We start from the raw sequence: 25,051 nt of genomic DNA, 5'->3' as shown, positions 1-25,051 counted from the left end.
GTTTAGCTGATCTGGCGGGGGCGGGGGTCGACGTGGACCACCCCGTCCACCACGAGCACGTCGTGCACGGGCTGGCAGTCGTCCTGGTCGTCCGCCCGGCCCGTCTCGGGGTCGAAGGTCCACTGGTGGCCGGGGCAGACGACCTTGCCCTTCCAGAGGGAGCCGCGGGAGAGCGAGCGCCCCTTGTGGACGCAGGTGTCGTCGAACGCGAACACCCGATCCCCGACGAGGAACAGCGCGATGGCGCGGCCCGCGACCTCGACCTGCTTCTTCTTCCGGCGTTGCAGCTCCGCCAGTGGAGCCACCGCGACCCATTCGACGGTCGCTGATTCCGGGGTCATGTCCCCTCCGTTCGACGGGTGCGGTGGCTCCGGGACACGGCTCAGGCGCCGGCCACGGTGGGCGCGACGTAGGTGTCGTAGAGCGCCCGCGTGTAGGAGAAGCGCATCTCCGCGCCCCACCGCACGAAGTCGAGGCAGCGCTGCTGCAGCTCCGGGGTGTCGGCGTGGTCGAGCACGATCTGGTAGCCGCGCTCGCCGTGGACCTCGTCGGACGTGATGTGGAGGTCGAAGAACTCGATCTCGTCCTCGGTGAAGCCGTAGGCCTCGCGCAGCGGGACGATCTGCTTCTTGTAGATGCCCGGCACCTGCGACTCCAGCCCGACGACGAGGGCGGCAGTCGCCACGACGAAGTGCTCGCGCATCGCCACGGCGTAGCACCAGGACTGCAAGCCCCTGGTCACCGCGTTCATGTTGTTCGGGTCCTCGATGCGCTCCTTGGTGGTGCCGCACGCCTCGCCGAACCGGATGAGCAGGTCGGTGTGGCGGATGTCGGCCAGCTCCTCCTCGTACATGTTCTGGAGGGTGAAGTCCTTGGCGTCGGTGAAGCGGTCTGGGGTGTTGCCGTAGATGTAGCCGAGGTAGTCCGCGAAAGGGCCGACGTAGTGGTAGTGGTTCTCGGCCCAGCGGGCGAAGTGCTCGCGGGTCAGGAGCCCGTCCGCCCAAGCCTGGCTGAACGAGGCGTTCTTCGCCTCCCGGCCCTTGATCGCGTTCTCGAGCGCGGCGCGGAAGTCGTCGCGGGACAGCAGCGGCGCCCCGTCCGTGGTGGCGGAGCTGTCGGCGGTGAGAGTCATCAGGCCTCTCCAGGAGGTGTGGGAACCGGGCTGATGACATCAACGGTAGGGACGGATCGACCCCCGGAATCCGGTCATGATGCACAACAAGTCCCGAAATGTTGCAGCACCCTGCACCAGGTCGGCGTAGGGTGCTGCAACAGGGGATCCGCAGGTCAGAGCAGCAACGCGGCGAAGAGCGTGGAGATCACGAGCCCCGCGACGACGGGCACGAAGCACTTGCGCGCCAACTCGATGACGGGCACCCGGGTGACCCCGGCGACGACCAGCACGGACGACCACGCGACAAGCACGCCGCCACCCGCCCACACCGAGCCCATCTGCCCGACGGCAGCGAGCGTCGCCGGGTCCATGCCGACGGTCGGGCCGATGGCGCCGGAGAGGGAGCCGGTGAGCGGGAGTCCCGAGAAGCCCGAGCCCTCCAGGCCCGTGGCCATGCCGACCAGCAGCACACCGAAGCACATGACCAGCGGGTTGCCGGGGATGAACTGCTCGCCGGCCGTCACGAGGTCGACGAGGAGGCCCGGGGTGGTCTGGCCGTCCTCGAGACCGAGGATCTTCGGTGCGAAGTCGGCGTTGCCGAGGAAGAAGAACCCGGCGATCGGAAGCACCACGCCCATCGCCCTGAACGCGAACACGAGCCCGTCGACGAGGTGCTCGCCGCAGGTCGTGAGCGCGGCCGTCGGGCCGTCGAGCGCGAAGACGGCCACGATCACCAGCACGGCGGCGACACCGCCGACCAGCGCGGCAGCGCTCCCGCCCTGGATCTCCGGCACCAGCGACGTGAACTTGCCCAGCGCCATGTAGCCGACCATCACCGCGAAGACGACAGGCACCCCGACGGCGAAGATCTTCGACAGCCGCACGGTGCGCGGGTCGTCCTCCTCGGCGTCGCCTGCCGGGACGCTCGTGGGAGCGTCTCCGCCGGCCGTGCCACCACCGCCACCACCGCCACCGGCGGGCCGAAGCGGCTCCGCCGGGGGCTCGCCGCCGCCTCCGCCACCGGTCGCGACACCCGCGGCGACCGGCACCCGGTCCTCGACGACCGTGAGCGGCTCGGCGATCGCGTCGACATCCGTGCCGGCCCGCGCCTTCGCGAACCCGAGGCGCGCCGCGATGACACCCGCGATGCGGCTGGTGCGCTCCACGGGCTGCGCGGCCGCGGTGACCGTGTTCTCCCACTCCTCGAGATTCGTGTCGCCCGGCGCGCGCATGAGCCGCCGCAGCATCACACCGGTGATCACCAGAGCGACGCCACCGGTGATCAGGGAGAGGACGAGGGCTGTGTCGGCGACGGCGGAGGTCGACGTCCCGGCGGCGGTGGCCGAGAGCCCGGGCGCGACCTGCATGACGTAGTCGCTGGACAGGGCCATCCCCTGGCCCGCGATCGCGATCACCATCGCGGCGCCGATCGCGGGCAGACCGGCCCGGATCGCCGCAGGCACCAGGATCGCGCCGATCAGCGGCACGGCCGGGGTCGGCCAGAAGAACAGGCTGATCAGGTAGGTCACCACCGCGAGCACTGCATAGGCGGACCAGCCGCCGCGCATCACGCGCTGGAACGGCGTGACCATCCGCTGGTCGGCCTTCATCGCGCGGAGCACGCCGAGCAGCGCCGTCACCAGTGCGATGATCAAGAAGATCGTGAACAGCTCCGACGCCGCCGTCAGGCTGGCGTTGAAGATCGCCTGGATCCCGGTGATGGCGCTCCCGGTCATCACCCAGGCCGTGAGGAGCGTGGCAAGAATCGCGGGTATGACCACGTTCTTGCGGGCGACGGTGATCCCGATGATGAGGAGGACACCCGCCAGATAGACCCAGTGCGCGGCAGTGAGTGCCACCGCGGCCTCCCTTCCAGCCACGATCTTCGCGGCGTCCGACGTGTCGGGCGACACAGTCCATGACCACGCGAAAGGCAGCTAGAAGAACAGTGCACATCACCTGCGTTTCTGATTGTGCACGTTGCTGTAAAGGCACAGTGCACAGGTCGCAGGACTCAAGTTGGGCGATGTGCCCCTGTCCTCATGGAGCCGCCCGCAGCATCGTGCAAGTGTGAGCGCTCCTGTCGATCTGCCGCAACGGTTCCCGACAAGCCTGCGCCCGCCCGCCCTGGCCGCTGAGGCGATGGTGTCATCGAGCCATCCCGCTGTCAGCCGCGCCGGGATCGACGTGCTCGCGACCGGCGGCAACGCCATCGACGCCGCACTGGCGATGGCCGCGATGTCGTGGCTCGCGCTGCCCGGGCAGTGCGGCATCGGTGCCGACGCGTTCGCGCTGGTTCGGGAGCCGGACGGCACGGTGGTGTCGATCTCCGGCAGCGGGTTCGGCCCCGACGGCGGCACCCCGGAGTTCTACGCGGCCGCAGGGCTCCCCCAGCTCCCCCGGTACGGGCCGCTGTCGGTCGCCGCCCCGGGCGCTGTCGCCGCGCTGAGCGCCCTGCACGCCGCCGGTGCCACCAGGAGCCTCGGCGAACTGTGGGCCCCCGCGGTCCGCGCCGCCCGCGCCGGCCTGCCCTGCAGCGCACGGACCAGGGACGACATCGTCTCGCACGTCGAGCAGTTGCGGGCCGACCCGGATGCCGCAACCGACCTGCTGAGGGACGGCACACCGCCGGATGTCGGCGAGCGGCTCCCGAAGCCCCGGCTCGCGGACACGATCACGCGCCTCGCCGCGGACCCCGCCGACCTGTACACCGGCGCTCTCGCCGAGCGGGCCGTGCAGGAGCTGCGCAGGCTCGGCGCCCCCTTCTCCGGAGCGGAGTGGGCCGCCGCCGGCAGCGCGCGCACCGAGCCTGCGCTGCGCGGGCGGTACCGGGGGCGATGGGTGCACCAGACCCCTCCCCCGACGCCGGGCTGGATGGTCCTCGACCAGCTCGCCGTGTGCGACGGCGAGCTGGCAGGCCTCGACCCGCTCGGCGGCGGGGCCGTGCACTGGCTCGCAGGCGCCGCGCGGATCGCGTTCGCCGACCGCGTCGCGACGGCGGGCAGCGACACCGACGCGTGGCGGGCCGGCTCTCACCCGGACCGGATCGCCGAGGCCCGCCGCCGCATCCGGGACAACGAGCTACCCGCGCCGGTGTCCGGCGACCCGCTCGGCGACACCACGTCCATGGTGGCCGTCGACGCCGAGGGCCGGGCGGTCAGCCTGATCCACTCCCTGGCGTTCACGTTCGGCGCGTGCGTCTCGGTGCCCGGAACCGGCGTGCTGCTCAACAACCGGCTCGGCCGGGGCGCCTACCTGCTGCCCGGGCACCCGAACGAAGTGCGCCCCCGGCGCCTACCACTGCACACGCTCAACGCGTGGCTCGTCACCGACGACGACGGCAGGCTGCTACACGTCGGCGGCACGCCGGGCGGCGACGGACAGGTCCAGTGGAACACCCAACTCGTCTCCCATCTGCTCGACCACGGAGCCGACGCCCAGCAGGCCGTCGACGCCCCCCGGTTCACCGTGTTCCCCGGAAGCGACGCGGGCGACCTCGGCGCTCCAGGGGAGCTGCGCTGCGAGGACCGGCTCGGCGACGCCACCCTCGACGCGCTGCGTGCCCTCGGGCACCCCGTGGTGGTCGGTGGGCCGTGGAGCGCGGGCGGCAGCGCGCAGGTCATCTCCCTCGACCACCGCAGGGGCTGCCTGGTCGGCGGATCGGACTCGCGCCAGGAGGGGGTGGCCCTCGGTGCCTGACGCCGGCCGACCCGAAGCGCTGCCACCACCGCCCCTACCGCAGGGCAACTACGTTCCGGCGGTGCTGGTCGACGGGATCGCCTACAGCGCCGGGATGACCCCCCGCCGCGACGGCAGGCTGGTCATGCGCGGCACCGTCGGCGCCGACCTGTCGCTCGACGAGGCGGCCACGGCCGCCGGGCTCGCCGCGGGCAACGCGTTGTCGGCCATCGCCGCGGCCGCGGGTGGGCTCGACCGCGTGCACCGGTGCCTCCGGATGACCGTGTACGTCGCCTGCTCCGACGATTTCCGCGCGCTGTCCGCCGTCGCCGACGGCGCCTCCGCCGTGCTGGCCCGGCACGTCGGCGCCGCCGGGCTCCCGGCCAGGTCGGCGATCGGCGTGCGCCGCCTGCCGGACGGGGCACCGGTCGAGGTCGAGCTCACGGCGGCCGTCCGCTGATGTCAAGGGCCGTGCCGACACAGACCCGCGACGACGCGGGAACCGGCGTTCCACTCGGGCTCGTCGCGACCCCGCTCGTCGTCGGGACGTTCGCGAGCACGATCGCGAACACGCTTGTCAACGTCCCGCTCGCGACGATCGTCACGGACCTCGGCGCGCCCCTGAGCAGCGGCGCGCTCGTCGTCATCGCGTTCAACATGCTGTGCGCGCTGATGCTGCCACTCGGGGGGTGGCTGGGCGACCGGTTCGGCAGGCGCCGACTGTTCCTGGTGTCGATGGCGGTCGTCACGCTCGGCGCGGCGGGCGCGGCGCTCGCCCCGAACCTCGCCGTCCTCGTCACGTTCCGGGCCGTGCAGGGCATCGGGGGCGCACTCGTCCTCCCGAGTGTTCTCGCGCTGCTCACGAGCGCAGCGGGGACGGCCCGGCGGGGCCGGGCGGTGTCGTGGTGGGCGGCGGCGAACGGGGCGGGGCAGGCCGCCGGACCGACCATCGGCGGGCTGCTCGCCGACACGCTCGGCTGGCGCGCGGTGTTCGTCGCGATCATCCCGTTCGCACTGTTCGGGTTCGCCGGCGGGCTGCGGTGGGTTCCGCGCAGCCACGCGCTGCCCGTCCGGCTCGAGTGGCGCGGGGTCCTGACGCTGACCGTCGGGGTCGGGTTGCTGCTCGTCGCGGCGGCGGCGGTGCCACCGCTCGGCGCGGGCTCTCCCGTGGTGTGGGGCAGCGCGGCGCTCGGGCTGCTCGTACTGCTCGCCTTCGTCCTGGTGGAGCGGCGGCAGGCCGACCCGTTCATCCCGCCCGCCCTGCTGGTCCAGCCCCGGTTCATGAGGTCGTCGGTGGCGGCGCTGTGCCAGATGTTCTGCCTCACCGCCACGCTGGTCGCGGTGCCGCTCTACCTCGCGGTCCGGGCAGGCGAGACGGCCGCGGTCGCCGGGCTCGTCGTGGTGGCGCTGCCCTTGGCCATGACGCTGCTCGCGCCGCTCGCCGGACTCGCGACGGAACGGTGGAGCCCGCGACGGGCTCTGCGCCTCGGCCTGCTGGCCCTCGGCCTCGCCGAGCTGGCACTCGCGGTGCTGCTCGCGGGCGGACACCCGGTCGGCGTTCTGCTGGTCGCGGCGGTCGCCGCCATCGGCGTCGGGATCGCGTTCACGCAGACCCCCGCCACTGCCGGCGCCGCCCGCACAGCCGTGGGAGCAGGGCTTGGGCTGTTCAACATGATGCGGTTCGTCGGCGCCGCCCTGGGCGGGGCCGTGGTCGCCGTGGTGCTCGGGGACGCGGGCACCACGGCACACACGGGCACGAGCCCGTACGCCACGGTCGCGGCGATCTGCGGGGCGGCGGCGCTGTTCGCACTGCTCGTCACGTTCCTCGGCCGCAACCCTGCACCCGAACGCGAGCCCGCGTAGCACCAGGTGTCCGCTCCCCGACACAGCAGAGCCACTCTCCCGCAACGAGGCGGGAGAGTGGCTCTGCTGTGTCGGCCGGGCGGTGTCGGCCGGGCCGTCAGACGGTGACGACGTCTGCGACGAGCCGCTCGAACGCGGCCAGCGCCGCCGCTCCGACGGCCTTGTCCTGCTCGCCGTTGCCGCCGCTCACGCCGACGGCGCCAACGACCTGGCCCCGGTAGACGATCGGGAACCCGCCGACGAACACGGCGAACCGGCCGGGGTGCATGTGCTGGATGCCGAACGCCTCGTTGCCCGGCAGCGCCGGTCCGCTGGGCGGCTCGTTGAACAGGTGGGTGGCGCGCTGGTGCCCCGCCGCGGTGAACGCCTTCGCGATCGCGATCTCCACACCGGTGAGCCGCGCGCCGGTCATCCGGTGCAGCGCGATGGGATGCGCGCCCTCGTCGGCGATGCAGATCGTCTCTTTCACCCCGATCCGGTTGGCCTCCTCCTCCGCGGCGCGCAGGAGTACCAGTGCGTCCTCGAGGGTCAGGCGGTGGATCGTCTGCATCAGTGCTCTCCGTAGTTCAGGTAGACGGTCTTGGTGTCGGTCACGAAGTCGAGCGCCTGGCGCCCGCCTTCGGGGAACGCGCCTCCGCTCGAGGCCTTCCAACCGCCGAACGGCGGCGCGACCCCGTTGCCCGTCGTCCGGTCGTTGATCTTCACGATGCCGCAGGCCGCCTGCTGGGCGAACCGGTGCGCCACCCCGAGGTCCCGGGTGTGGACGGCGGTGACGAGGCCGTGGGCGGAGGAGTTGACCACCCGCAGTGCCTCCTCGACCGAGTCGACCGGCAGCACCGACAGGTACGGCCCGAACACCTCGCCCTCGACCAGCGGATACCCAGCCGGCACGTCGGCGAACAGCGTCGGGATGACCCACCAGCCCGCCGGGTCGCGCTCGTCGTCGAGCGCGGCCTCGGCCACCACGCGGGCGCCCGCGTCGATCGCCGACTCCTTCAGCCGGGTCAGCCGCTCGAACTGGGCCTGCGTCGCCACCGGACCGGTGGTGACGCCCGCCCGGTCACCGCGGCCCACACGCAGCGCGCGGACCTTGGCTGCGAGCATCTCCGTGAACTCCGCCGCGATCGACGCCGCCACCAGCACCCGGTCGGTGGACGTGCAGGCCTGCCCGGTGAGGTCGAACGCGCCGCCCGCCACCTTCGCCGCGGCGGCGTCGAGATCCGCGTCGGCACAGACGACCGCAGCGTTGTGCCCGCCGAGCTCCAGCTGCAGCCGAGCACGACCGTTGGCGTGCCGGCGGATGACAGCGCCGACGGCGTCGGAACCGGTGAAGCTGATCCCCGCCACCTCGGGCGCGGAGATCAGCGCCGTCATGGCCTCCGGGTCCTGCCCCTGCATGAGCTGCAGCACCCCGTCCGGCAGGCCGGCCTCGGCCGCCACGTCGGCGAGCCAGGAACCCACGCCGGCGGTCACCGGCGACGGCTTGAACACCACGGCGTTGCCCGCCGCCAGCGCCGGCGCGATCTTGCGCGCGGCGAGCGAGAGCGGGAAGTTCCACGGCGTGATCGCGACGACCACGCCGAGCGGGCTGCGAAGCGTGTACGCGAACGTCGAGCCGGCCTCCTGCGGGTAGGTCGTCCCCTCCACCAGGTAGGCGAGCTGGGCGGCCAGCCGGAACTGCTCGGCCGACTTGCCGGCCTCGCCACGGGCGGCCGCGAGTGGCTTGCCCTCCTCGCGGCTGATCAGCGCGGCGACGTCGTCGGCCCGCCGTTCGATGAGGTCGGCGATCGCGGTCAGTACCGTCGCCCGGCGCTGCGCGGGGGAGGCGGCCCAGCCCACCGCGGCCGTGGCGGCGGCGGCCACCGCGGAACGCGCGTCGGCCGCGGTCGCCTCCGCGTACCGGAAGACCACGTTCGCCGGGGACGCCGGATCGACCGATTCGCGGGCGAGCGCGGTAGCGGTTGGTACGGAATGCACGAAGAACCTCCGAGCGATTGTGGAGATTGCCGTCTAGCCATGATTCTGCGGTCGCGTCACCATGTCTGACACTGGACGAACTGCACCCTCGACGGATCGAGATGTGGGCACATGGCACAGCATGACGTTGCACAGCGCCTGGACCGGCCGACCGACGACCGAATCGACGTCGGCGCGTTGCTCGCCGAGCCCCTCCTGCGGAACACGCTGGTGGCCGGGCTGGCGGGCGTCCACCAGCCGGTGCAATGGTGCCTCCCGCTCTCCGAGCTGGACGACACCGAGGGGCCGGGCAGCAACGGGCAGTCCCCGCCCTCCGGGATCGTCGTGCACGCCCACGCCGCGCGCCTGCGCGGTCCGGACGGTGCCGCCACGATCAGGACGGTGGCCGCCCACGGCGGCGTCGCGGTGCTCGTGCAGACCGAGCCCGGTGACGCCGCAACCCCGAGCGAGCTGCCGTTCGCCTTCCCGGAGGCCCGCCGCGCCGCCGACGAGGCCGCGCTCCCCCTCGCCCTGCTGTCGCCGACGGCCGACTACCGCGCCGTCAGCCAGCTCGTGGCCACGAAGGTCCTCGCCCAGGCCACCCACGTGCTGCAGTACAGCGACCGGGTGCACCGGTCCCTCGGCGAGATCCTCGCCCGCGGCGCCGGCATCCCGCCGCTGGCGTACGGGATGGCCCGGATGAGCGAGGCGCCCGTGATGGTGATCGACCTGGAGGGCACGGTGCTCGCCTACGAGGCGACCTCGGCCACCCCGAAACCGGACGCGACTGTGATCAGTGGGGTGCTCGGGCAGCACCTCGAACAAGTCGTCACCAGCGGCACGGCGGCGCCCGGAGTGGCCGTCATCGGCCCCGTCGAGGACGGCGCCGTCACCTGCGCGCCGATCATCGCGCCCGTGATGTACGGCGGCGAGATCAGCGGCCTCGTCGCCGTGCTCGAACCCGCGGGCGCCGACCCGCACGACAAGGCCCAGCGCCGGATCGTCGCCGCGGAAGGAGCGGTTCTCGTCGGTTCGGAGATGCTGCGGATCCGCTCGATGACCGAGGCCGAGGAACGGACGCGGGGTGACTTCGTCGTCGGCCTCGTCCACGGCCGGTTCGAGGACGGCCAGCAGCTCCTCGCGCGGGCCCGCCACCACGGCTTCCACACCGACGGCAGGTATGCCGTGTGCGTGGCGGCGATGAACCCGCCCGACCTGGACGACGAGCGCGCCCGCCGCCGCTCCACAGCCGTCGCCCGGGCCGCCGAGAAGATCGACTCGCTGGCCGGCAACCCCACGCTGGCCACCCACATCGGCGGCAACCTGGTTGTCGTCCGGCCGGTCGCGCGCAACGGCTCGACCGCCGACGCCCTGAGCGAGCAGGAGCTGGTGCGCGCCTTCGCGGGGCAGCTGCGCAAGCTCATCGGCGACCGCACCGGCACGCAGGTCCACGTGGCCTTCGGCCGGGTCGGCACCGGCGCGCGCGGCGTCGCGAACAGCTACCGGGAGGCGCGCACCGCGCTGGCGCTCGGCCGCAGGGTGGACGTCCCGCCGATCGCGGGCTATGACGAGCTGCGCATCTTCGTCGCGCTGTCGGACCTCGCCGACAGCGAGAACGGCCAGACCTTCGCCAACGAGGTGCTCGAACCGCTGCGCAAGGCCGACGGCCACGCCCGCAACCTGGAGAGCGTGGTGCTCGCCTACATCGCCGAGTCCGGCAACCTCAACGCGGCGGCGCGCCGGCTTGGCCTGCACCGCAACACCACGCTGTACAAGCTCGACCGGGTATCCCGGGTGCTCGGCATGGACATCCGGTCGGCCGACACCCAGTTCATGGTGTGGCTCGCCCACCACATCGACAACCTGCGGCAGGTCAACGACAGCCTGGACGCCGAGCTGGCCCCGCCGCCCTGAGCCGGCGGGGCCGCCCGACGCCGCGGTGGCGGCGCCGGCGACAGGTCGTCACGCGTTCAGTTCGGCTGTGCTCACGTGGTGGCTTCCGCGACCGCGGCTGCGCGGAAGGAGTGCCCGGTGGCGCAGGAGGCGCAGATGGGCTGGTACCCCCGGCTCGGGTCGCGGTCCATCTCGACGGCGACATAGGACTTGTGGCAGCTGTTGCAGCGGATCCGGTCGTTCCAGACGTCGGTGACCTCGTCGCGTGGGTCGTGCGGGCGGTAAAGGGCGAACCACTTGTCCTTCGACGCCAACAGTGACACGGCGCTGAGCAGCACGGACAGGACGAAGGTGATGACCAGTGCCCAGGTACTCGCGATCGGGCTGTTCGAGGCGATCAGGTAGATGCCGACGCCGGAGGAGACGATCCAGGCGGTGATTCCGCCGGGGTTGAGGCTGGGGACCCGGCCGGGCCGGAACTCGAAGGCGTTCAGGTCGGCCCGCCGCCGCGCGACGATGAAGACCAATGCGATGCCGACCCAGGAAGCCAGGATCGTGCCCTGGTAGGCGAGCCATGTGTTGATGAAGCTGAAGATGTTCATGATCATCACGGCAAAGGACACCACGCCGACGACGAACACCCACACGGTGCGGGCGAGGTTCAGGCCGAACGCGCGGGAGAAGAAGCTTTGGAAGTTCGCGGAGCCGATGTAGAAGTTGGCCGTGTTGATCTTCGTTTGGGTGGCGACGATGAAGATGAGACCAGCCACCCCCATCAGCTTCACGATGCCCTGGACCAGCCCGGCTTCGCTGACTTCCTGCAGGGGCAGGGTGTGCACCAGGTAGATGCCGACCGCGCCGTTGACGAGGATGGTGAAGAAGTAGAAGGTGAAGCCGAAGGTGTGCAGCCCGTTCGTGCGGGTGTCCTGCACGCGGCCCATCCTGGCGAAGTCGAACGTGTAGAGCATGTTCGAGAACACGCCCATGTAGATGGCGAAGACGAACAGCCAGCCCGGGCCGGCCATCGGCGTCGCAGTCTGCGGTTCGGCGGTGAGCCAGGCGCTGTTGTAGCCGTACTCGACGGTCGACCAGACCACCGTCGCGACAAGACCGACGGCGAAGATCGGCAACAGGAAGGCGTTGACCTTCTCCAGCCAGACACGCACGCCGCCGATGGCGAGTGAGATCCCGCAGGCGGTGACGACCGCGTACCAGAGCTGGATGGGCCCGCCGAACTGCGCCTGCGCGGCCACGGCCAGCACAGACCCTTCGAACACGGCGAACCACGTCCCGGTGAGGGCGAGCGCGAGCGTGGCGATCGCCGCACCCCGGTAGCCGAACAGGGCGCGGGAGAACAGGCCGACCGTCAGGCCGGTGGACGCGGCGGTGCGGGACACGACGTAGCAGAACCCACCATGGACCACGACCGCGGCGACCAGACCGATCAGTGCCTGTCGGGTGCCCACGACGAGGGAGGCGCCGGCGGCGACGACCACCCAGAACATGGCGGCCATGACCGACGACCAGGCCAGCGCCATCTTCGAGGACGACAGCCTCCAGCTGCGCGGCACGACGTGCAGGGAGTAGTCGTCGCGGGCGGCTTCGGCGATGACGGCGGGATCATCGTGGTCGGAGACGTCGAGCGCGGGTATGTCAGTGCCAGCGGTGGAGGAGACGACCGAGTCTCCTGTGTCGCCACGCATCATGTCTGCTCCATTGTCAAGACGATCTGCGAGAGGTCGGGGGTGCGGCAGACCTGGACCGTGCGGCCGTCGAGACGGGGAGGGCCGATCACGGCTGACGGGCTCTCCGGCCGGCGCCAGCCACTCGTCCAGGGAAGGGATGTGTGGTGCAGCGAGGGCTGCCGCCCGGATACCGGTGACGCGGCGTCGGGTGGCAGCCCTCGATTCAGAGCCGTTCGGACGGCTCGGTCAGCCGATCGAGAGTTCGGCTCAGACGGAGGCCGGGACTTGATCGCGGTCGACGTTGCCCGGGTTGGGATTGCCCGGGTCGGGGTTGCCCCGGGTTGGGCGGGAGCGGCGCGGGCTAGTCCGCCGCCTCCTTGTGGAACTTGCCGTCCTTCATGATGTAGTGCAGGCGCCCGCGGTCCTGCAGGATCGTGATGTCGGCAAGGGGGTCGCCGTCCACGAGCAGCAGGTCGGCCAGGTAGCCGGGCTGCACCTTGCCCAGCTCGTCGGGCCGCAGCATGATCTCGCCGCCCCACGCGGTGGCGGAGATGATCGCCTCCAGCGGCGTGAAGCCGAGCAGCTCGACGAAGTGCTCGAGGTCGCGGGCGTAGGTGCCGTGCGGCGTCCAGGCGAAGCCGTAGTCACCGCCGGGCAGCACCTTGATCCCGCGCCGGTGCATCTCGCGCAGGCCCTCGATCGCCTGCTCCAGCTCCTTCTTGTAACCGACGGCCTCGGCCGCCTCCTGCGGAAAGCCGAAGGACTCGGCCTCGTACAGCGTGGCGACGAGCCAGTTGATGCCGGGCGCGACGAACACCCAGTCCTTGTTGGCCTCGAGCATGTCCATGCCCTCGGCGTCGGTGAAGCTGGCGTGGTAGATGATGTCGACCTTGTTCCGGACGCACATCTTGACGCTCTCTGCGCTCCGGGCGTGGGCGCAGACGCGCTTGCCGCGGCGGTGGGCCTCGGCGACGGCGGCGGCCACCTCCTCGTCGGAGAAGTAGGTGTCCTCGGCATGCTGCGTGCCGGTGATCTCCTCGCCGGTCATCGACAGCTTGATCTGGTCCACACCGATGTCGATCAGCTCGCGCACGGCCTTGCGCATGCCCTCGGGGCCGTCGGCGAACTTGGTGATCGACTTGATCAGCGCACCGCCGGTGACGGCGATCTCGGGGCCGTTGGCGAGGTAGCGCGGGCCGGGGATGCGGCCTGCGTTGATCGCGTCCCGGCAGACGACATCGAGCCGCTCCTTCGCCGACGCGGCGCCGAGGCACATCGTGTAGCCGGAGTCGATGTAGGTGCGCGCGGACTCCAGGCAGAACAGCAGGTGCTCCTCGACGGGCATGGTGCCCAGGCCGTCGAGGTCGGCGCTGTTGTTCCAGCTGAAGTGCGTGTGCGCGTCGCACAGGCCGGACATGAGCGTGCGGCCGCGCCCCTCGATCACGCGAGCGCCCTCGGCCGCGGCCGGGTCGACGGTGCCGACGGCGGCGATACGGTCGCCCTCGACGAGCACGTCGCCGGGGTAGGGATCCGCGCCGGTGGAGTCGAGGATGCTCACACCGCGGAACAGGACCTTGCTGGTCGGAGCAGGCATCATTGCCCTCCTGGTGGTGTGGGGCGGGCGGTTAGAGGAACTTCAGCAGCAGGTCGGTGACGGGACGGGCGGCTTCGAGCGCGGTCCAGTGCCCCACCCCGGGGAGGATCTCGACGCTCCCGCTGCCGTGCGCGTCGGCGATCTCCTGGCTCGCCTCCGGCGGGCCGACCTTGTCGTCGGAGCCGGTGATCAGCAGCAGCGGCAGCCCGGGGGCGATGGGACCGGGTTCGGTGGCGGCGGCGAGCGCCTCGCAGTTGCGGGCGTAGCCCTCGGCGTCCTGGCGCATCACTAGCTCGCGGACGAACGCCGCGACCTCGGGCTTCTCGCGGCGGGTGGTCTCCGAGAGCGCGTTCGCGACCACACCGGGGGCGACCGCGGCGGTGCCCTTCTCGCGCAGCACGGCGGCGCGGTCGCGCTGGGCCTGCCGGCCCACATCTGCCGGTTCGCGCACCGCGCCGAGCAGCGCCAGCGCGGAGACCCTGCCGGGGTGGCGCCGGGCCAGCTCGCGGACGACCAGCGTGCCCATGGAGTGCCCGACGACGGCCGCCGCGTCGACGCCGAGCCCGTCCAGCACCCCGGCGAGGTCCTCGGCATGCGAGCCGATGCCGATGCCGTCGGCCACCGGCGAGCGTCCGGCGCCCGCGGAGTCGACCCGGACCACCCGGAAGCGCTCGGCCAGCGCCTCGGCCTGCACCTGGTAGAAGTTCGAGGTGCCGCCGAGGCCGTGGACCATCAGCACGGTGGGACCCGCGCCCTCCACCTCGACGGCCAGTTCCCTTCCGTTGACGTACATGTCGTCCTTTCTCACGCAATGCGGTTGCGGAGGGTCCCGAGGCCGGTGACCGTCACCTCGACGACGTCGCCGCTCTCCAGGAAGCGCGGCGGGTCGAAGCCGAGGCCGACTCCCGCGGGAGTGCCGGTGGCGATGAGGTCGCCGGGCAGCAGCGTCGTGCCGGCGGAGATCGTGGAGATCAGCTCGGGGATGTCGAAGATCAGGTCCTTGAGCGGCGCCCACTGCCTGCGCTCCCCGTTGACCGTGGTCTCCAGCTCGAGCGCGGTGACGTCGTAGATCTCGTCGGCCGTCACCGCGTACGGGCCCATGGGGCAGTGGGTGTCGAAGGACTTGCCGAGCAGCCACTGCTTGTGGTCGCGCTGCACGTCCCGGGCCGTCACGTCGTTGATGAGCGTGTAGCCCCACACGTGGTCGTAGGCGTCCTCGCGGGAGATGCCGCGCCCGCCCCGGCCGATGATCACCGTCAGCTCGCCCTCGTAGTCCAGCTCGCGGGTCGGGCCGGGGTGTACGAGCGCGTCCGGGCCGGTCACCGACGTGGTGGCCTTCGAGAAGATGATCGGCCGCTCCGGCAGCGCATCGGAGCGGTCGGGGGTGTCGTAGCCGCTGCGGCCGAACTCGACGGCGTGGTCGCGGTAGTTCTTGCCGACGCACCACACGTTGCGCCGCGGCACGGGGACCGGCGCGAGCAGCTCGACCGACTCCAGCGGCTGCGCAGACAGCTCCCCGGCGCGATCCCGCAGCAGCGGGCCGACCTCGTCCCAGCGCTCGATCACCTCGAGCAGCCCGGCGCCGGGCGGGATGAGCCCGCCGACGTCACGGACGGTGCCAGTGGCGGCGTCGACCACGCCGACGGACCGCCCCGTGGCCGAGGAGATGGTCACCAGCTTCATGCCGCACCAATCTGAACCAATTGAAACCAATCCCGACCAGGCCGACCGTACGTCGTGCAGCTCCTGCTGTCGAGGCCGGAATTCGGGCGGGTGATTGGTTCGGATTGGTCACGTCTGCGTTATGGTGGGCCCATGCCGGCCGTGGAGGAGACCCTGCGCGCCCTGCTCGCGCGCGGGGCGGAGGACGGCACGCTCGCCCCGGGCTCGAAGCTCCCGACCGAGCGCGACCTGGTCGAGCGGCTGGCGGCGCCGCGCAGCGCCGTCCGGCGTGCGCTGGACGCCCTCGAACGCGACGGCCTGGTCATCCGCCACGTCGGGCGCGGCACGTTCCTCACCGACGCGGCGGCGCCCCCTCTGGGCGGTGCGCCCGCCGACACGAGCCCGGCGGAGATCATGCAGGTCCGGCTGCTGCTCGAACCGCCGGTGGCCGCGCACGCCGCCCGGGTGGCCACCCAGGCCGACCTCGACCGGATCGCGGAGTGCCTCCGCGCGGGCGGCCGGGCCGAGGACTTCGAGGGCTTCGAGAGCTGGGACGCCCGGCTGCACCGGGCGATCGCTCTCGCCGCGCACAACGGCCTGCTCATGAACATGTTCGACGTCATGAACACCGCGCGGGCGCTGCCCGTGTGGGGCAGCCTCAAGCGCCGCACATCGAGCCCGGAACGCAGGCGGTGCTACCACGAGGAGCACACGTCGATCGTCGAGGCGCTGTGCGATCGCGACCCGGAGGGCGCCCAGCAGTGCATGCGGGCGCACCTGGAGAACGTCTCGGACAACCTGCTCGGGCGCCGCTGACGCGCCTGCGCACTAGGAGGGTGCTGAAAAGCTCCGGCCGTAGCGAGCGGCGTCCAGGTGGCCGCATCGCAAGGCGAAGGAGAGGCCCGATACCGCTGTTGTATCGGGCCCGACGACAACGCGGCGAGGTGGCTGCCTGGGCGTCGCGCAGTAGGCCCGAGCTTTTCAGCGCGCTCCTAGAGGCGGGACCGGGCGCGGCGACGGGTGACCGGCGCGCGGGAGAACGGGACAGCGCGGTCGGACGACCAGAGTGCGGGCGCGGCCATGCACAGTGATGCGAAGCGCAGCAACACGGCGTCGTAGTTGACCCGCCAGCCGGCGAAGTCGCGCCAGCTCTGGTCGCGGTCGGGTTTGAGCCTCCCGCCCGCCTCCGCAATACGCAGGCAGACGGCGTCGTACTCGGCGCGGGTGATCGAGATCGGGTCGTCCGGTGCCGGGTCGGGGTCATAGGGCATGACGAAGAAGTCGCCGATGTTCCGCAGCGCCAGGTAGCCGCTGCGGATGCACAGGTCGGCGGACGGCTGCTTCGGCGCGTCCAGGGTCGACGCCACGAGTGCCGCCGCGTCGAGTACCGCGCCCGCCGCGGTCACCCACGACCGATCGGGTTGCGGCGAGCGGAAATACACCAGGCTCGGCGTCGACGTGTGCGTCTCCGCGATGTCCGCGAACCAGCGGGCCCACTCCTGCCAGAAGGTGTCGAGCTCGCCGATCCCGTCGATGCGCGCTTCTCGCTCCAGCAGCTCCGCGGCCGACGGTGGGCTGCCTGCCTGCGAGTCCAGCGCGGTGACCATCAGTTCCCGGCGGGAGTAGGACGCGTAGATCGACGGCAGGTACGAAACGAGCAGGGCGAGCAGACCGAGCCCGATGACCGCCTCCGAGAACGTGAGCAACGCGGTGATCGTGTCGGTCGGCGGGCGGAAGCCGAGCGTGAGCAGCGACGAGCCGCTCTCCAGGAACGCCTCCGGCCATGGCCGCACGCCCAGCGACCAGAAGGCCGCCGTATAGCCGCCGACGACGAGCACGAGCCACACCACTGGCAACATCAACAGGCTGAACGGCGCGTACAGCGCCATGACCCGGTCCTTGGAGCGAAAGTCCCGGCTGCGCCACAGCACCGCGGCGAACAGCCCACGCATCGCGACGAACACCACGCGAGTGATCAACACCGGGGAGGCGCGCGGGACGACGACCGTCTTCACAGCCGACACCACGGTCAGCAGGACGCACACCCCACCGGCCAGCCCGACCAGGGCCGCAACGACGCTGTGCATGGCTCGCAACCCCTTCCAGGTTCGGCCCCTCCGCGAGCGGGGCCGGAGCCTGACGCTACGCGGGGATGGGGACCGGTCCGGGCGGCCGAGCCGAATTGCGGTTGCCGCCGCACCCGCGGTTCCACCGCCCGGTTCGGGGAAGCCCCACCCCATGACGTCCGGTCCCGTGGTCATCGCGTTCGACGGCTCCCCCGCCGCGCTGCTCGCCCTGCAGCAGGCCGCCCGGTTGATGGGCCCGCGGCGCGGCCTGGTGGTCGTGGTCTGGGAGGCGGGAGTCGCGTACGACTTCGCCACCATCCCCAGTGCGAGTCTCGATCTCCCGCCGGCGGGGCTGGACCTCCGCGCCGCCGCCGAGCTTGACCAGGCCGCGTACGCCGATGCCCAGGAGATGGCCCGGCGCGGCGCCGCGATCGCGACGTCGCTGGGAATGCCCGCGGAAGGGCTCGCCGTCGCCGACGAGATGTCGGTGATCGACACCATCGTCCGGGTGGCGGGAGACGTCGACGCGGCCGCCATCGCCGTGGGCAGGCACGGCCACAGCGCCCTGCGCGACGTGCTGCTGGGCAGCACGACCAAGGGGCTGCTCCGGCACGCCCCGTGCCCGGTGCTGGTGGCCCGGCAACCCGAGGAGGAGTCCTGACCCTTCCGTCCGAAGGCGAACCTGAAGGAAACGGTAAGGGCTGCCCTCCAGTCTGGAGCCACCAAGCCGGCGGCACGGGCCGCTGGCAAAGGCAAGGGGGCAGAACAAATGCGCAAGATCATCGAGTCGACGTTCGTGTCGCTGGACGGCATCATCGACGACACCCGCCCTTCCACGGCGTCGCGGGCGGAGCCGCAGCACTGGGGCCAGCCGTACTGGGACGAGGACCACGCCGGCTACGCCCAGAAGCTGATGGACTCGGGCGACGCCATGCTGCTGGGGCGAGTGACCTATGAGGGGTTCGCGGAGGCCTGGTCCGGGCGGGACGGGGACTCCGCCGAGTGGTTCAACAGCATGCCCAAGTACGTGGCGTCGCGGACCCTGACCGAGACCACCTGGAACGCCACCCTCATCCAGGGTGACGTGGCCGAGGAGGTCGCGAAGCTCAAGGAGCAGCCGGGCAAGGACATCCTGAAGTGGGGCACCGGCGAGCTGGACCGCACCCTGGTGGAGCACGGTCTCGTCGACGAGTTCCATTTCTGGTACTTCCCGGTCATCGTCGGGGCCGGCAAGCACCTGTTCGAGGGCGCCGGGTTCGACACCACCCACCTGGAGCTGGCCGAGGTGAACCGGTTCGCGTCGGGAATCGCGGTCCACGTCTACGTGCCCAAGTGATCACACGGTCAGGCCCGGTCCCCGTCCACCAGGGACCGGGCCTGCTCGGGCGTGAGCTCGGCGCCGCGCGCGAACAGGGTGGCGAAGTCGGGCTCGGCAGCCTGGACCGCGGCAGTGATCCGGGCCAGCTCGTCGCGTTCCCAGGCGGACAGCGGCTGTCCGGTCTGCCGCCGTGCCGCTTCGGCCGCGCCGAGGAGCCGCGCCGCCAGACCCACTCGCCCGTCGAGTACCAGGGCGGCGGCCATGCCCACCAGAGCCGACGCCGTGCCCATCGAGTTCTGCCCCCGGAGCACATCGAAGCCCTCCCGGTGGAAGGCGAGCGCCGCGGCCGGGTCACCCCGCTGCCCGGCCAGCAGCCCGAGCTCGACCAGGACCATCGTCAGGTACGGCGGGTTGCCCTCACCGGTCTGCTGTTGCCGTGCGGACGCCAGCAGCCACCGCAGGTGCTCCTCGGCCCGTCCGAGGTTGCCGTCCCGGCGGGCGGCGAACGCGAGGCTGATGGTGGCGAACACCTCTCCGGTCCGCAGCCCCTGCTCCGAAGCCAGCCGCCTCGCCTGCTCCGCGTACTCGTGGGCCCGCGGGTAGTCATCGGTCTGCACGGAGGTCCAGGCCAGCCAGGACAATCGACCGGCCACCTCGGACCACAGCCCCAGTTCCTCGCCGATCCGCAGGCCGGTCCGGCTCAGCCGAGCCGCCTCCCCATGATCGCCCGTCAGGTCCGCGAGGCCGATCAGCCAGTCCGTGGCCTGCAGCACCCCCCAGTCGTCACCCAGCTCGCCAAACAGCTCGGCGCTGCGCCGGGCGTCGTGCTCCAGCGCGGCGAGGTCGTACCGGATGTGCGCGAGCATCGCCCTGGTGCTCAGCACCGCCGCCTCGCCCCACCGGTCCCCGGCGGCCTGGAACCTGTCGAGCGCGCGCGCCAGCAGCTCGCCGGTGGCCGTCGCGTCCCCGAAGTCGATGATCGCCGCGGCCAGGAACCACTCGGCCATGGCCAGCCCGGCCGGATCCGCCGTGTTCTCGTAGGCCCGCAGCACCTCGGCCACCCGCTCGGGCCCGGCCTGGCCCTGCCGGATCGCCAGGCCAGTGCGCCAGGCCTCGGCGCCTGCCCGGACGCCGGCGGGCGCCTCGCTCGCCACGGCCAACGCCCCGGCCAGCGCCCGCCGCGCCTCGGTGAGGCGGCCGCGCAGGAACCAGTACCAGGTCAGGGCGCCGGCCAGCCGCAGCGCGGGCGCGGCCGCATCCTCGCGTCGGAACGTGTCGAGGGCCGCCCGCATGTTCGCGGCCTCGGCGTCCAGACGTCGCAACCACTCCCGCTGGCCCGGCCCGCGCAGCTGCGCCTGCGCCCGTTCGGCCAGGGCCAGGTAATGGTCGGCGTGCCTGCGCCGCAGCGCCGCCTCCTCCCCGTTCTCGCGCAGCCTGTCCAGGCAGTACGCGGAGACCGACTCCAGCAGCCGGTACCGGGGCCCGTCACCGCGCACCACCAGCGAGCGGTCCACCAGCCCGGCGAGCAGGTCCAGCACGTCGCCGGCGGCGGGCCCGTCCCCGGCGCACACCGCCTCGGCCGCGGCCAGCGTGCAGCCGCCGGAGTGGACGGCCAGCCGGCGCAGCACAGCCCGCTCGGCCCCGGTCAGCAGCTGCCAGCTCCAGTCGATCACCGCCGCCAGGGTGCGCTGCCGGGCGGGCGCGTCCCGCGGCCCGGCGCCCAGCAGGCCGAACAGGTCCTGGGGCACCTGCAGCCGGGCCGCCAGCTCGGGTACACCGAGCGCCGGCACCCGCGTGGCGGCCAGTTCCAGCGCCAGCGGGATGCCGTCCAGCCGCCTGCACACCTCCGCCACGCCGGCCACTGTCTCCGGCGTCGGCGCCAACCCGGCCCGGACCAGGAAGAGCCGAACGGCGGAGGAACGGGCGAGCCGGGCCGGGTCGTCGGTGTCGGGGACCTCCAGCGGCGGCAGGTCCCACCGCGCCTCGCCGCGCAGCCGCAGCGGCTCCCGGCTGGTGGCGAGCACCCGCACGCCGGGCGCGGCCGGGAGCAGCTGCCCGACCAGCCCAGCCGCCGCCTCGACCACGTGCTCGCAGTTGTCCAGCACCAGCAGCATCCGCCGCTCCCGCAATGCGGCTGCCAGCCGCTCGTGCGCCGGCACCGAACGGCCCGGCGCGTCCGGGATGGCCAATGCGGAGAGCGCGAACTCGGCTGGATCTCCCGACCCGTCCCATGTGGTCAGGTCGACCAGCCACACGCCGTCGGGGCATCCCTCGACCATGGCCCGGGCCACCGCGATGGCCACGCTGGTCTTGCCCACGCCGCCGGGGCCGGTGAGCGTGACGAGTCGCCCGGCCGCAAGCAGCTCCCGCACCCGGGTGACCTCGTGGTCCCGGCCGATCAGCTCGGTCACCGGCGCCGGAAGGTTGGTGGTGGGCCGGACCGGCCGGGGGGCAGGCGTGGGTGGGTCCTCGTCGGGGTCAGCGGCCAGGATGGCCTGGTGCAGCGCGGCCAGCTCCGGGCCGGGGTCCAGGCCCAGCTCCTCGGCGAGCCGATGTCGCAGCTCCCGGAGGCTGTCCAGGGCCTCGCCCGCCCGGCCGGCCCGGTAGAGGGCCCGCACCTGGGCCGCCCGCAGCCGCTCCCGGTACGGGTGCCGGGTCACCTGCTCTGCCAGCTCGCCTATCAGCTCGTGATGCTCACCCAGGTCCAGCCGGGCCTCGGCGTGCGCCTCCACAGCGGTCAGCCGCTGCTCCTCCCACCGGGCGACGGCCGCGCGGGCGAACTCCTCGTCGGCGAAGTCGGCCAGGGCCGGCCCTCGCCACTGGGCCAGCGCCTCGGCCAGCAGCCCCGCCCGGGTCCGCGGGTCCCCGGCCGCCTGCGCCTTCCTGACCAGGGTCGCGAACCGTGCCGCGTCCACCGCGTCGGGCCCGGCCCGCAGTGCGTAGCCGGGCGCCTGGGACACCACCAGCTCCCGGCCGCCCTGCTCGGCACCGGCCATGGCCCGGCGCAGCTGCGAGACCCGAACGTGCAGCGCGGCCGTGGGGTCGGCCGGCGCCACCTCGCCCCACAGATCCTCGGCCAGCCGGTCGACCGACACCGGACGGCCTTCGTGGACCAGCAGGTCCGCCAGCACGGCCCGCACCTTGCGCCCGGGGATCGTGACCGGCTCGCCATGGTCGGTCCACACGGCCAGCGGCCCCAGCACCCCGAATCGCACGGCCCAAGGCTACGAAGCCCCGCCGGCGCGTGACCGGCGCATGTGGACACGGTCAGGTGCTCCCGGGGCGGGCGCGCCAAACGGTGCGCCCAGGGGCAATCTGGCGCGGATACTCACCACACCAGGGTCATGCCATGACGGGACCGGCCGGGAACAGTCGTGCCGTGACCGTGCCGCAATCCCGGACCTTCGATGTACTCGGAATGAACCTCGATGGCGACGTTGCGGTGCCGGAGGACCCGACCGCCGTGGTGCTCTTCCTGCGGGGTCTGAACGACTACCGCGACGACAAGCGCGACCTGCGAGTGGCGAACCTGCTGAACGAAGCGCGGATCGCCACCGTGCGGGTCGACCTCCTCACCGCCACGGAACGACGGATCGACGCCGCCACCGCCGAGCTGCGGTTCAACGCCGACCTGCTGGGCGTCCGCACGATCGCGCTCATCGACCTGATCGCGGCCGAGCACCCCACCGCGCGGCTGCCCGGCGGGCTGTTCGGATCACATACCGCGTGCGCCGCCGCCCTGATCGCGGCGGCGGCGCGGCCCCACTGGGTGCGCGCGATCGCCGCAGCCAGTGGCCGTCCGGACCTCGCGGGCGAGTTCCTCCTCATCGCACACGCACCGACCCTCCTCACGGTGGGCGAGTACGACACGAAGCTCCGCGAGATCAACGAGTTCGCGGCCGACCGCATCGCCGGCCCGGCCCGCGTCGCCGTCATCCCCGACGTGGGCCACCAGTTCGACGATCCGTCCGCGCAGACGCTGGTGGCGCAGCTGTGCCGCGACTTGTTCCGCGAACTCCTCCGGGCCAAGGCCGCACAGCACACCCGGTGACAGGAGCAGCACCTCCTCTCCACCTGCTCGCGAGCCGCGGGTCGGGCGGGTGCACCCTCGACCAGGTACAGCCCGACGCCGGAGAGCGCAACGGCCAGCCACAGCAGCGCGAAGAAGATCCACGTCGAGACCGGCCGCGGTTCTTCCCGGCCGGCGCGCCCCCGGCGTCGCCCGCTCACCTGCCGCGCCGGTTCCGGCCGTTCCCCCGCATTCGGGCAATGGTGGAGGCTCGTATGGGGAGGGGAGTCACGCGTCACGATGGGCGATGTTGACGTGATCTTGACGCGCCCCGGAGTCCGCGTACTCAGCGTTCTTACAGCATCCCCGTGCTCTGCTGGAGTCCTGCTTGACACACCAGCAGCGGAGGGGCGCGATGCAACGGCAGGGCCAGGGGAACGGCAGCGACGACCGCGACTACGACTACGTGATCGTCGGGGGTGGCGCGGCGGGCTGTGTGCTCGCGAACCGACTCAGCGCGGATCCGTCGACGCGGGTGCTCCTCCTGGAGGCCGGCCCACCCGACCACTGGTGGGACCCGCGGCTGCAGCTGCCGATCGCCATGGGGTTCCCCGTGGGCAGCAAGAGCTACGACTGGCGGTACGAGTCGGAGCCGGAACCGGGGCTCGGGTCGCGCCAGCTGCACCATCCGCGAGGCCGGGTGCTCGGCGGGTCGAGCAGCATCAACGGGATGATCTACCAGCGCGGACACGGGGCCGACTACGACCGCTGGGGCGTCGAGGCCGAGGCCGAGGCGTGGGACTACGCGCACTGCCTGCCCTACTTCCGCCGGCTGGAGGCGTGCATCGACGAGCCGCCCGGCACCGGCCGGGGCCGCACGGGCCCGCAGCCGCTGCACCGCGGCCCGGCCGAGGGACCGATCTTCGGCGCCTTCTTCGAGGCCGCCCGCCAGGCCGGCTACGCGGTCGTCCCCGATATCAACGACGACGCGCAGGAGGGCTTCTCAGGGCTGGACCAGGCGGTGGACCGCGGCCGCCGGGCGTCCGTCGCCGCCGCGTACGTCCACCCCGTCCGCGACCGGACCAACCTCACGGTGCGCTGCCACGCCTCCGCCACCAAGGTCCTCTTCGAGGGGACGCGCGCCGTGGGCGTGCGGTACCAGGGGAAGGACGGCGAGCCGGCGGAGGTGCGCGGCGCCGAGGTGGTGCTCTGCGGCGGCGCGATCGGCTCGCCGCAGCTCCTGCAGGTCTCGGGTGTGGGCGATGCCGGGCACCTGCAGCGGCTGGGCGTCTCCGTCGTGCACGATCTTCCCGCCGTCGGCCAGGGCCTGCAGGACCACCTCGCCGTCCACGTGCAGCACAGGTGCGCGCAGCCAGTCTCGCTCTCGTCGATCCGCAGCAAGTCGAAGTGGCCCGGCCTCGTGCTCGACGCCGTGCTCTTCGGTCGCGGCGCGGCCACCCGCAACCCGATGCAGGCGGGCGGCTTCGTCAGCAGCGACTTCGCCGAGGGCGAGCCCGACCTCATGTTCCTGCTCGCCCCGCTCGCGATGCACAGCGCCGACGACTCCGTCGAGGTCGGTGCCCACGGCTACCAGATGCACGTCGGCGTCATGCAGTCCGACGCGCGCGGCTCGGTGTCGATCGTCTCCCCGGACCCGGAGGTGCACCCGCGGATCGTGCTGAACTTCCTCACCGGGCCGAAGGACGAGGACCGCTGGATCAACGGCATCCGCAAGGCCCGCGAGCTGCTCGGGCAGCCGGCGTTCCACGAGCTCGACGCGGGCGAGACGCTCCCCGGTCCGTCCGTGCAGGGCGACGAGGAGATCATCGCGTGGGTGCGCCGCACCGCGCGCGCCGGTCTGCACGTGGCGTGCAGCCTCCGGATGGGCCGCGACGAGCAGTCGGTGATCGACCCCGACACGATGCGGGTGCACGGAATCGACGGCCTGCGTGTCGTCGACGCCTCGGTGATGCCGTCGCTGACCAACGCCAACACTCTCGCCCCGTCCATGATGATCGCCGAGAAGAGCGCCGACATCATCCTCGGCGCAACGCCGCTGCCCCCCGAACAGCCGAGCGGTTCCTGGACCGAACCGGCCGCGCGCGGGGAACGGACCGGACTGGGAACCGCACGGCCCTGACCGGGCACGTCATTCCCGGTGTTGAGGGTTGGGCGTGGACAGAGGACGGTGTCAGGAACCGCGTCTCCGATAG

The 25,051-nt window shown here is 72.3% G+C and carries 20 protein-coding genes; 9 read left to right on the top strand and 11 right to left on the bottom strand.

The features are described 5' to 3' along the window. Positions 1-2: 2 nt before the first annotated feature. The 3 genes from ABD143_RS33205 to ABD143_RS33195 all read right to left on the bottom strand — a co-directional run bounded on the left by ABD143_RS33205 (position 3) and on the right by ABD143_RS33195 (position 2,973). The gene (locus tag ABD143_RS33205) at positions 3-341 is read right to left on the bottom strand and encodes a Rieske (2Fe-2S) protein (RefSeq protein ID WP_343986029.1); all 339 of its coding nucleotides are present in this window, start codon (positions 339-341) and stop codon (positions 3-5) included. A 41-nt stretch (positions 342-382) separates the two neighbouring features. Further along, positions 383-1,132 carry an iron-containing redox enzyme family protein gene (locus ABD143_RS33200; RefSeq protein WP_343986026.1) on the bottom strand — a complete coding sequence of 250 codons (750 nt, stop codon included), beginning with the start codon at positions 1,130-1,132 and terminating at the stop codon, positions 383-385. 155 nt (positions 1,133-1,287) lie between these two features. After that, positions 1,288-2,973 carry a hypothetical protein gene (locus ABD143_RS33195; protein ID WP_343986023.1) on the bottom strand — a complete coding sequence of 562 codons (1,686 nt, stop codon included), beginning with the start codon at positions 2,971-2,973 and terminating at the stop codon, positions 1,288-1,290. Positions 2,974-3,184: 211 nt separating this feature from the next. On the opposite strand from ABD143_RS33195, the gene ABD143_RS33190 reads away from it, so the two are divergent. Genes ABD143_RS33190 through ABD143_RS33180 form a run of 3 tightly spaced genes read left to right on the top strand, consistent with a single transcriptional unit; the run spans position 3,185 to position 6,655 of the window. After that, entirely contained in the window at positions 3,185-4,813 is a 1,629-nt protein-coding gene (locus ABD143_RS33190) for a gamma-glutamyltransferase family protein (protein WP_343986020.1), read from the top strand. Continuing rightward, on the top strand, positions 4,806-5,252 hold the full coding sequence (locus ABD143_RS33185) for a RidA family protein (RefSeq protein WP_343986017.1): 447 nt from the start codon (positions 4,806-4,808) through the stop codon (positions 5,250-5,252). The genes ABD143_RS33190 and ABD143_RS33185 overlap by 8 nt, the downstream gene beginning before the upstream one ends. A gap of 11 nt (positions 5,253-5,263) precedes the next feature. Then, the gene (locus ABD143_RS33180) at positions 5,264-6,655 is read left to right on the top strand and encodes an MFS transporter (RefSeq protein WP_343986014.1); all 1,392 of its coding nucleotides are present in this window, start codon (positions 5,264-5,266) and stop codon (positions 6,653-6,655) included. A gap of 97 nt (positions 6,656-6,752) precedes the next feature. Here the strand turns inward: ABD143_RS33180 and ABD143_RS33175 are convergent, their stop codons facing one another. Together ABD143_RS33175 and ABD143_RS33170 are read right to left on the bottom strand one after the other, a co-directional pair. Beyond that, the gene (locus ABD143_RS33175; RefSeq protein ID WP_343986010.1) at positions 6,753-7,205 is read right to left on the bottom strand and encodes a GlcG/HbpS family heme-binding protein; all 453 of its coding nucleotides are present in this window, start codon (positions 7,203-7,205) and stop codon (positions 6,753-6,755) included. Then, positions 7,205-8,632, bottom strand: coding sequence for an aldehyde dehydrogenase family protein (locus tag ABD143_RS33170; RefSeq protein WP_343986007.1), 1,428 nt, complete (start codon positions 8,630-8,632; stop codon positions 7,205-7,207). The genes ABD143_RS33175 and ABD143_RS33170 overlap by 1 nt, the downstream gene beginning before the upstream one ends. Positions 8,633-8,743: 111 nt before the next feature. Between ABD143_RS33170 and ABD143_RS33165 the strand changes: the two genes are divergently transcribed. Next, positions 8,744-10,525 carry a PucR family transcriptional regulator gene (locus ABD143_RS33165; RefSeq protein WP_343986006.1) on the top strand — a complete coding sequence of 594 codons (1,782 nt, stop codon included), beginning with the start codon at positions 8,744-8,746 and terminating at the stop codon, positions 10,523-10,525. Between the two features lie 71 nt (positions 10,526-10,596). Here ABD143_RS33165 and ABD143_RS33160 read toward each other — a convergent pair whose 3' ends face one another. The 4 genes from ABD143_RS33160 to ABD143_RS33145 all read right to left on the bottom strand — a co-directional run bounded on the left by ABD143_RS33160 (position 10,597) and on the right by ABD143_RS33145 (position 15,466). Next, positions 10,597-12,210, bottom strand: coding sequence for a purine-cytosine permease family protein (locus ABD143_RS33160; protein WP_343986004.1), 1,614 nt, complete (start codon positions 12,208-12,210; stop codon positions 10,597-10,599). A 340-nt stretch (positions 12,211-12,550) separates the two neighbouring features. Further along, entirely contained in the window at positions 12,551-13,783 is a 1,233-nt protein-coding gene (locus ABD143_RS33155; RefSeq protein ID WP_343986002.1) for a metal-dependent hydrolase family protein, read from the bottom strand. Positions 13,784-13,814: 31 nt separating this feature from the next. Further along, positions 13,815-14,591 carry an alpha/beta fold hydrolase gene (locus ABD143_RS33150; protein WP_343986000.1) on the bottom strand — a complete coding sequence of 259 codons (777 nt, stop codon included), beginning with the start codon at positions 14,589-14,591 and terminating at the stop codon, positions 13,815-13,817. Beyond that, a complete protein-coding gene (locus ABD143_RS33145; RefSeq protein WP_343985997.1) occupies positions 14,588-15,466 on the bottom strand; it encodes a fumarylacetoacetate hydrolase family protein in 879 nt (292 codons plus the stop codon). Before ABD143_RS33145 ends, ABD143_RS33150 begins: the two co-directional genes overlap by 4 nt. A 132-nt stretch (positions 15,467-15,598) precedes the next feature. Between ABD143_RS33145 and ABD143_RS33140 the strand changes: the two genes are divergently transcribed. Further along, the gene (locus tag ABD143_RS33140; protein WP_343985994.1) at positions 15,599-16,261 is read left to right on the top strand and encodes a FadR/GntR family transcriptional regulator; all 663 of its coding nucleotides are present in this window, start codon (positions 15,599-15,601) and stop codon (positions 16,259-16,261) included. Positions 16,262-16,437: 176 nt separating this feature from the next. On the opposite strand, the gene ABD143_RS33135 is transcribed toward ABD143_RS33140, so the two are convergent. Continuing rightward, the gene (locus ABD143_RS33135) at positions 16,438-17,532 is read right to left on the bottom strand and encodes a hypothetical protein (protein ID WP_343985991.1); all 1,095 of its coding nucleotides are present in this window, start codon (positions 17,530-17,532) and stop codon (positions 16,438-16,440) included. A 151-nt stretch (positions 17,533-17,683) separates the two neighbouring features. Between ABD143_RS33135 and ABD143_RS33130 the strand changes: the two genes are divergently transcribed. Then, entirely contained in the window at positions 17,684-18,172 is a 489-nt protein-coding gene (locus ABD143_RS33130; protein WP_343985988.1) for a universal stress protein, read from the top strand. A gap of 108 nt (positions 18,173-18,280) precedes the next feature. Then, positions 18,281-18,847, top strand: coding sequence for a dihydrofolate reductase family protein (locus tag ABD143_RS33125; RefSeq protein WP_343985985.1), 567 nt, complete (start codon positions 18,281-18,283; stop codon positions 18,845-18,847). Between the two features lie 8 nt (positions 18,848-18,855). Here ABD143_RS33125 and ABD143_RS33120 read toward each other — a convergent pair whose 3' ends face one another. Next, the gene (locus ABD143_RS33120) at positions 18,856-22,044 is read right to left on the bottom strand and encodes an AfsR/SARP family transcriptional regulator (RefSeq protein ID WP_343985983.1); all 3,189 of its coding nucleotides are present in this window, start codon (positions 22,042-22,044) and stop codon (positions 18,856-18,858) included. A 164-nt stretch (positions 22,045-22,208) separates the two neighbouring features. Here ABD143_RS33120 and ABD143_RS33115 point away from each other — a divergent pair, with 164 nt between their 5' ends. Both ABD143_RS33115 and ABD143_RS33110 read left to right on the top strand, forming a co-directional pair. Then, positions 22,209-22,880 (top strand): dienelactone hydrolase family protein, encoded by a 672-nt coding sequence (locus ABD143_RS33115; protein ID WP_343985981.1) that lies wholly within the window; start codon positions 22,209-22,211, stop codon positions 22,878-22,880. Between the two features lie 373 nt (positions 22,881-23,253). Next, positions 23,254-24,978 carry a choline dehydrogenase gene (locus ABD143_RS33110; protein WP_343985978.1) on the top strand — a complete coding sequence of 575 codons (1,725 nt, stop codon included), beginning with the start codon at positions 23,254-23,256 and terminating at the stop codon, positions 24,976-24,978. Positions 24,979-25,051: the final 73 nt, after the last annotated feature.

The organism is Pseudonocardia aurantiaca (assembly GCF_039526725.1).
GTDB classification, from domain to species: Bacteria; Actinomycetota; Actinomycetes; order Mycobacteriales; family Pseudonocardiaceae; genus Pseudonocardia; species Pseudonocardia aurantiaca.
The sequence above is the reverse complement of the archived record's forward strand: the minus strand, read 5'-3'. Positions and strand labels throughout refer to the sequence as shown.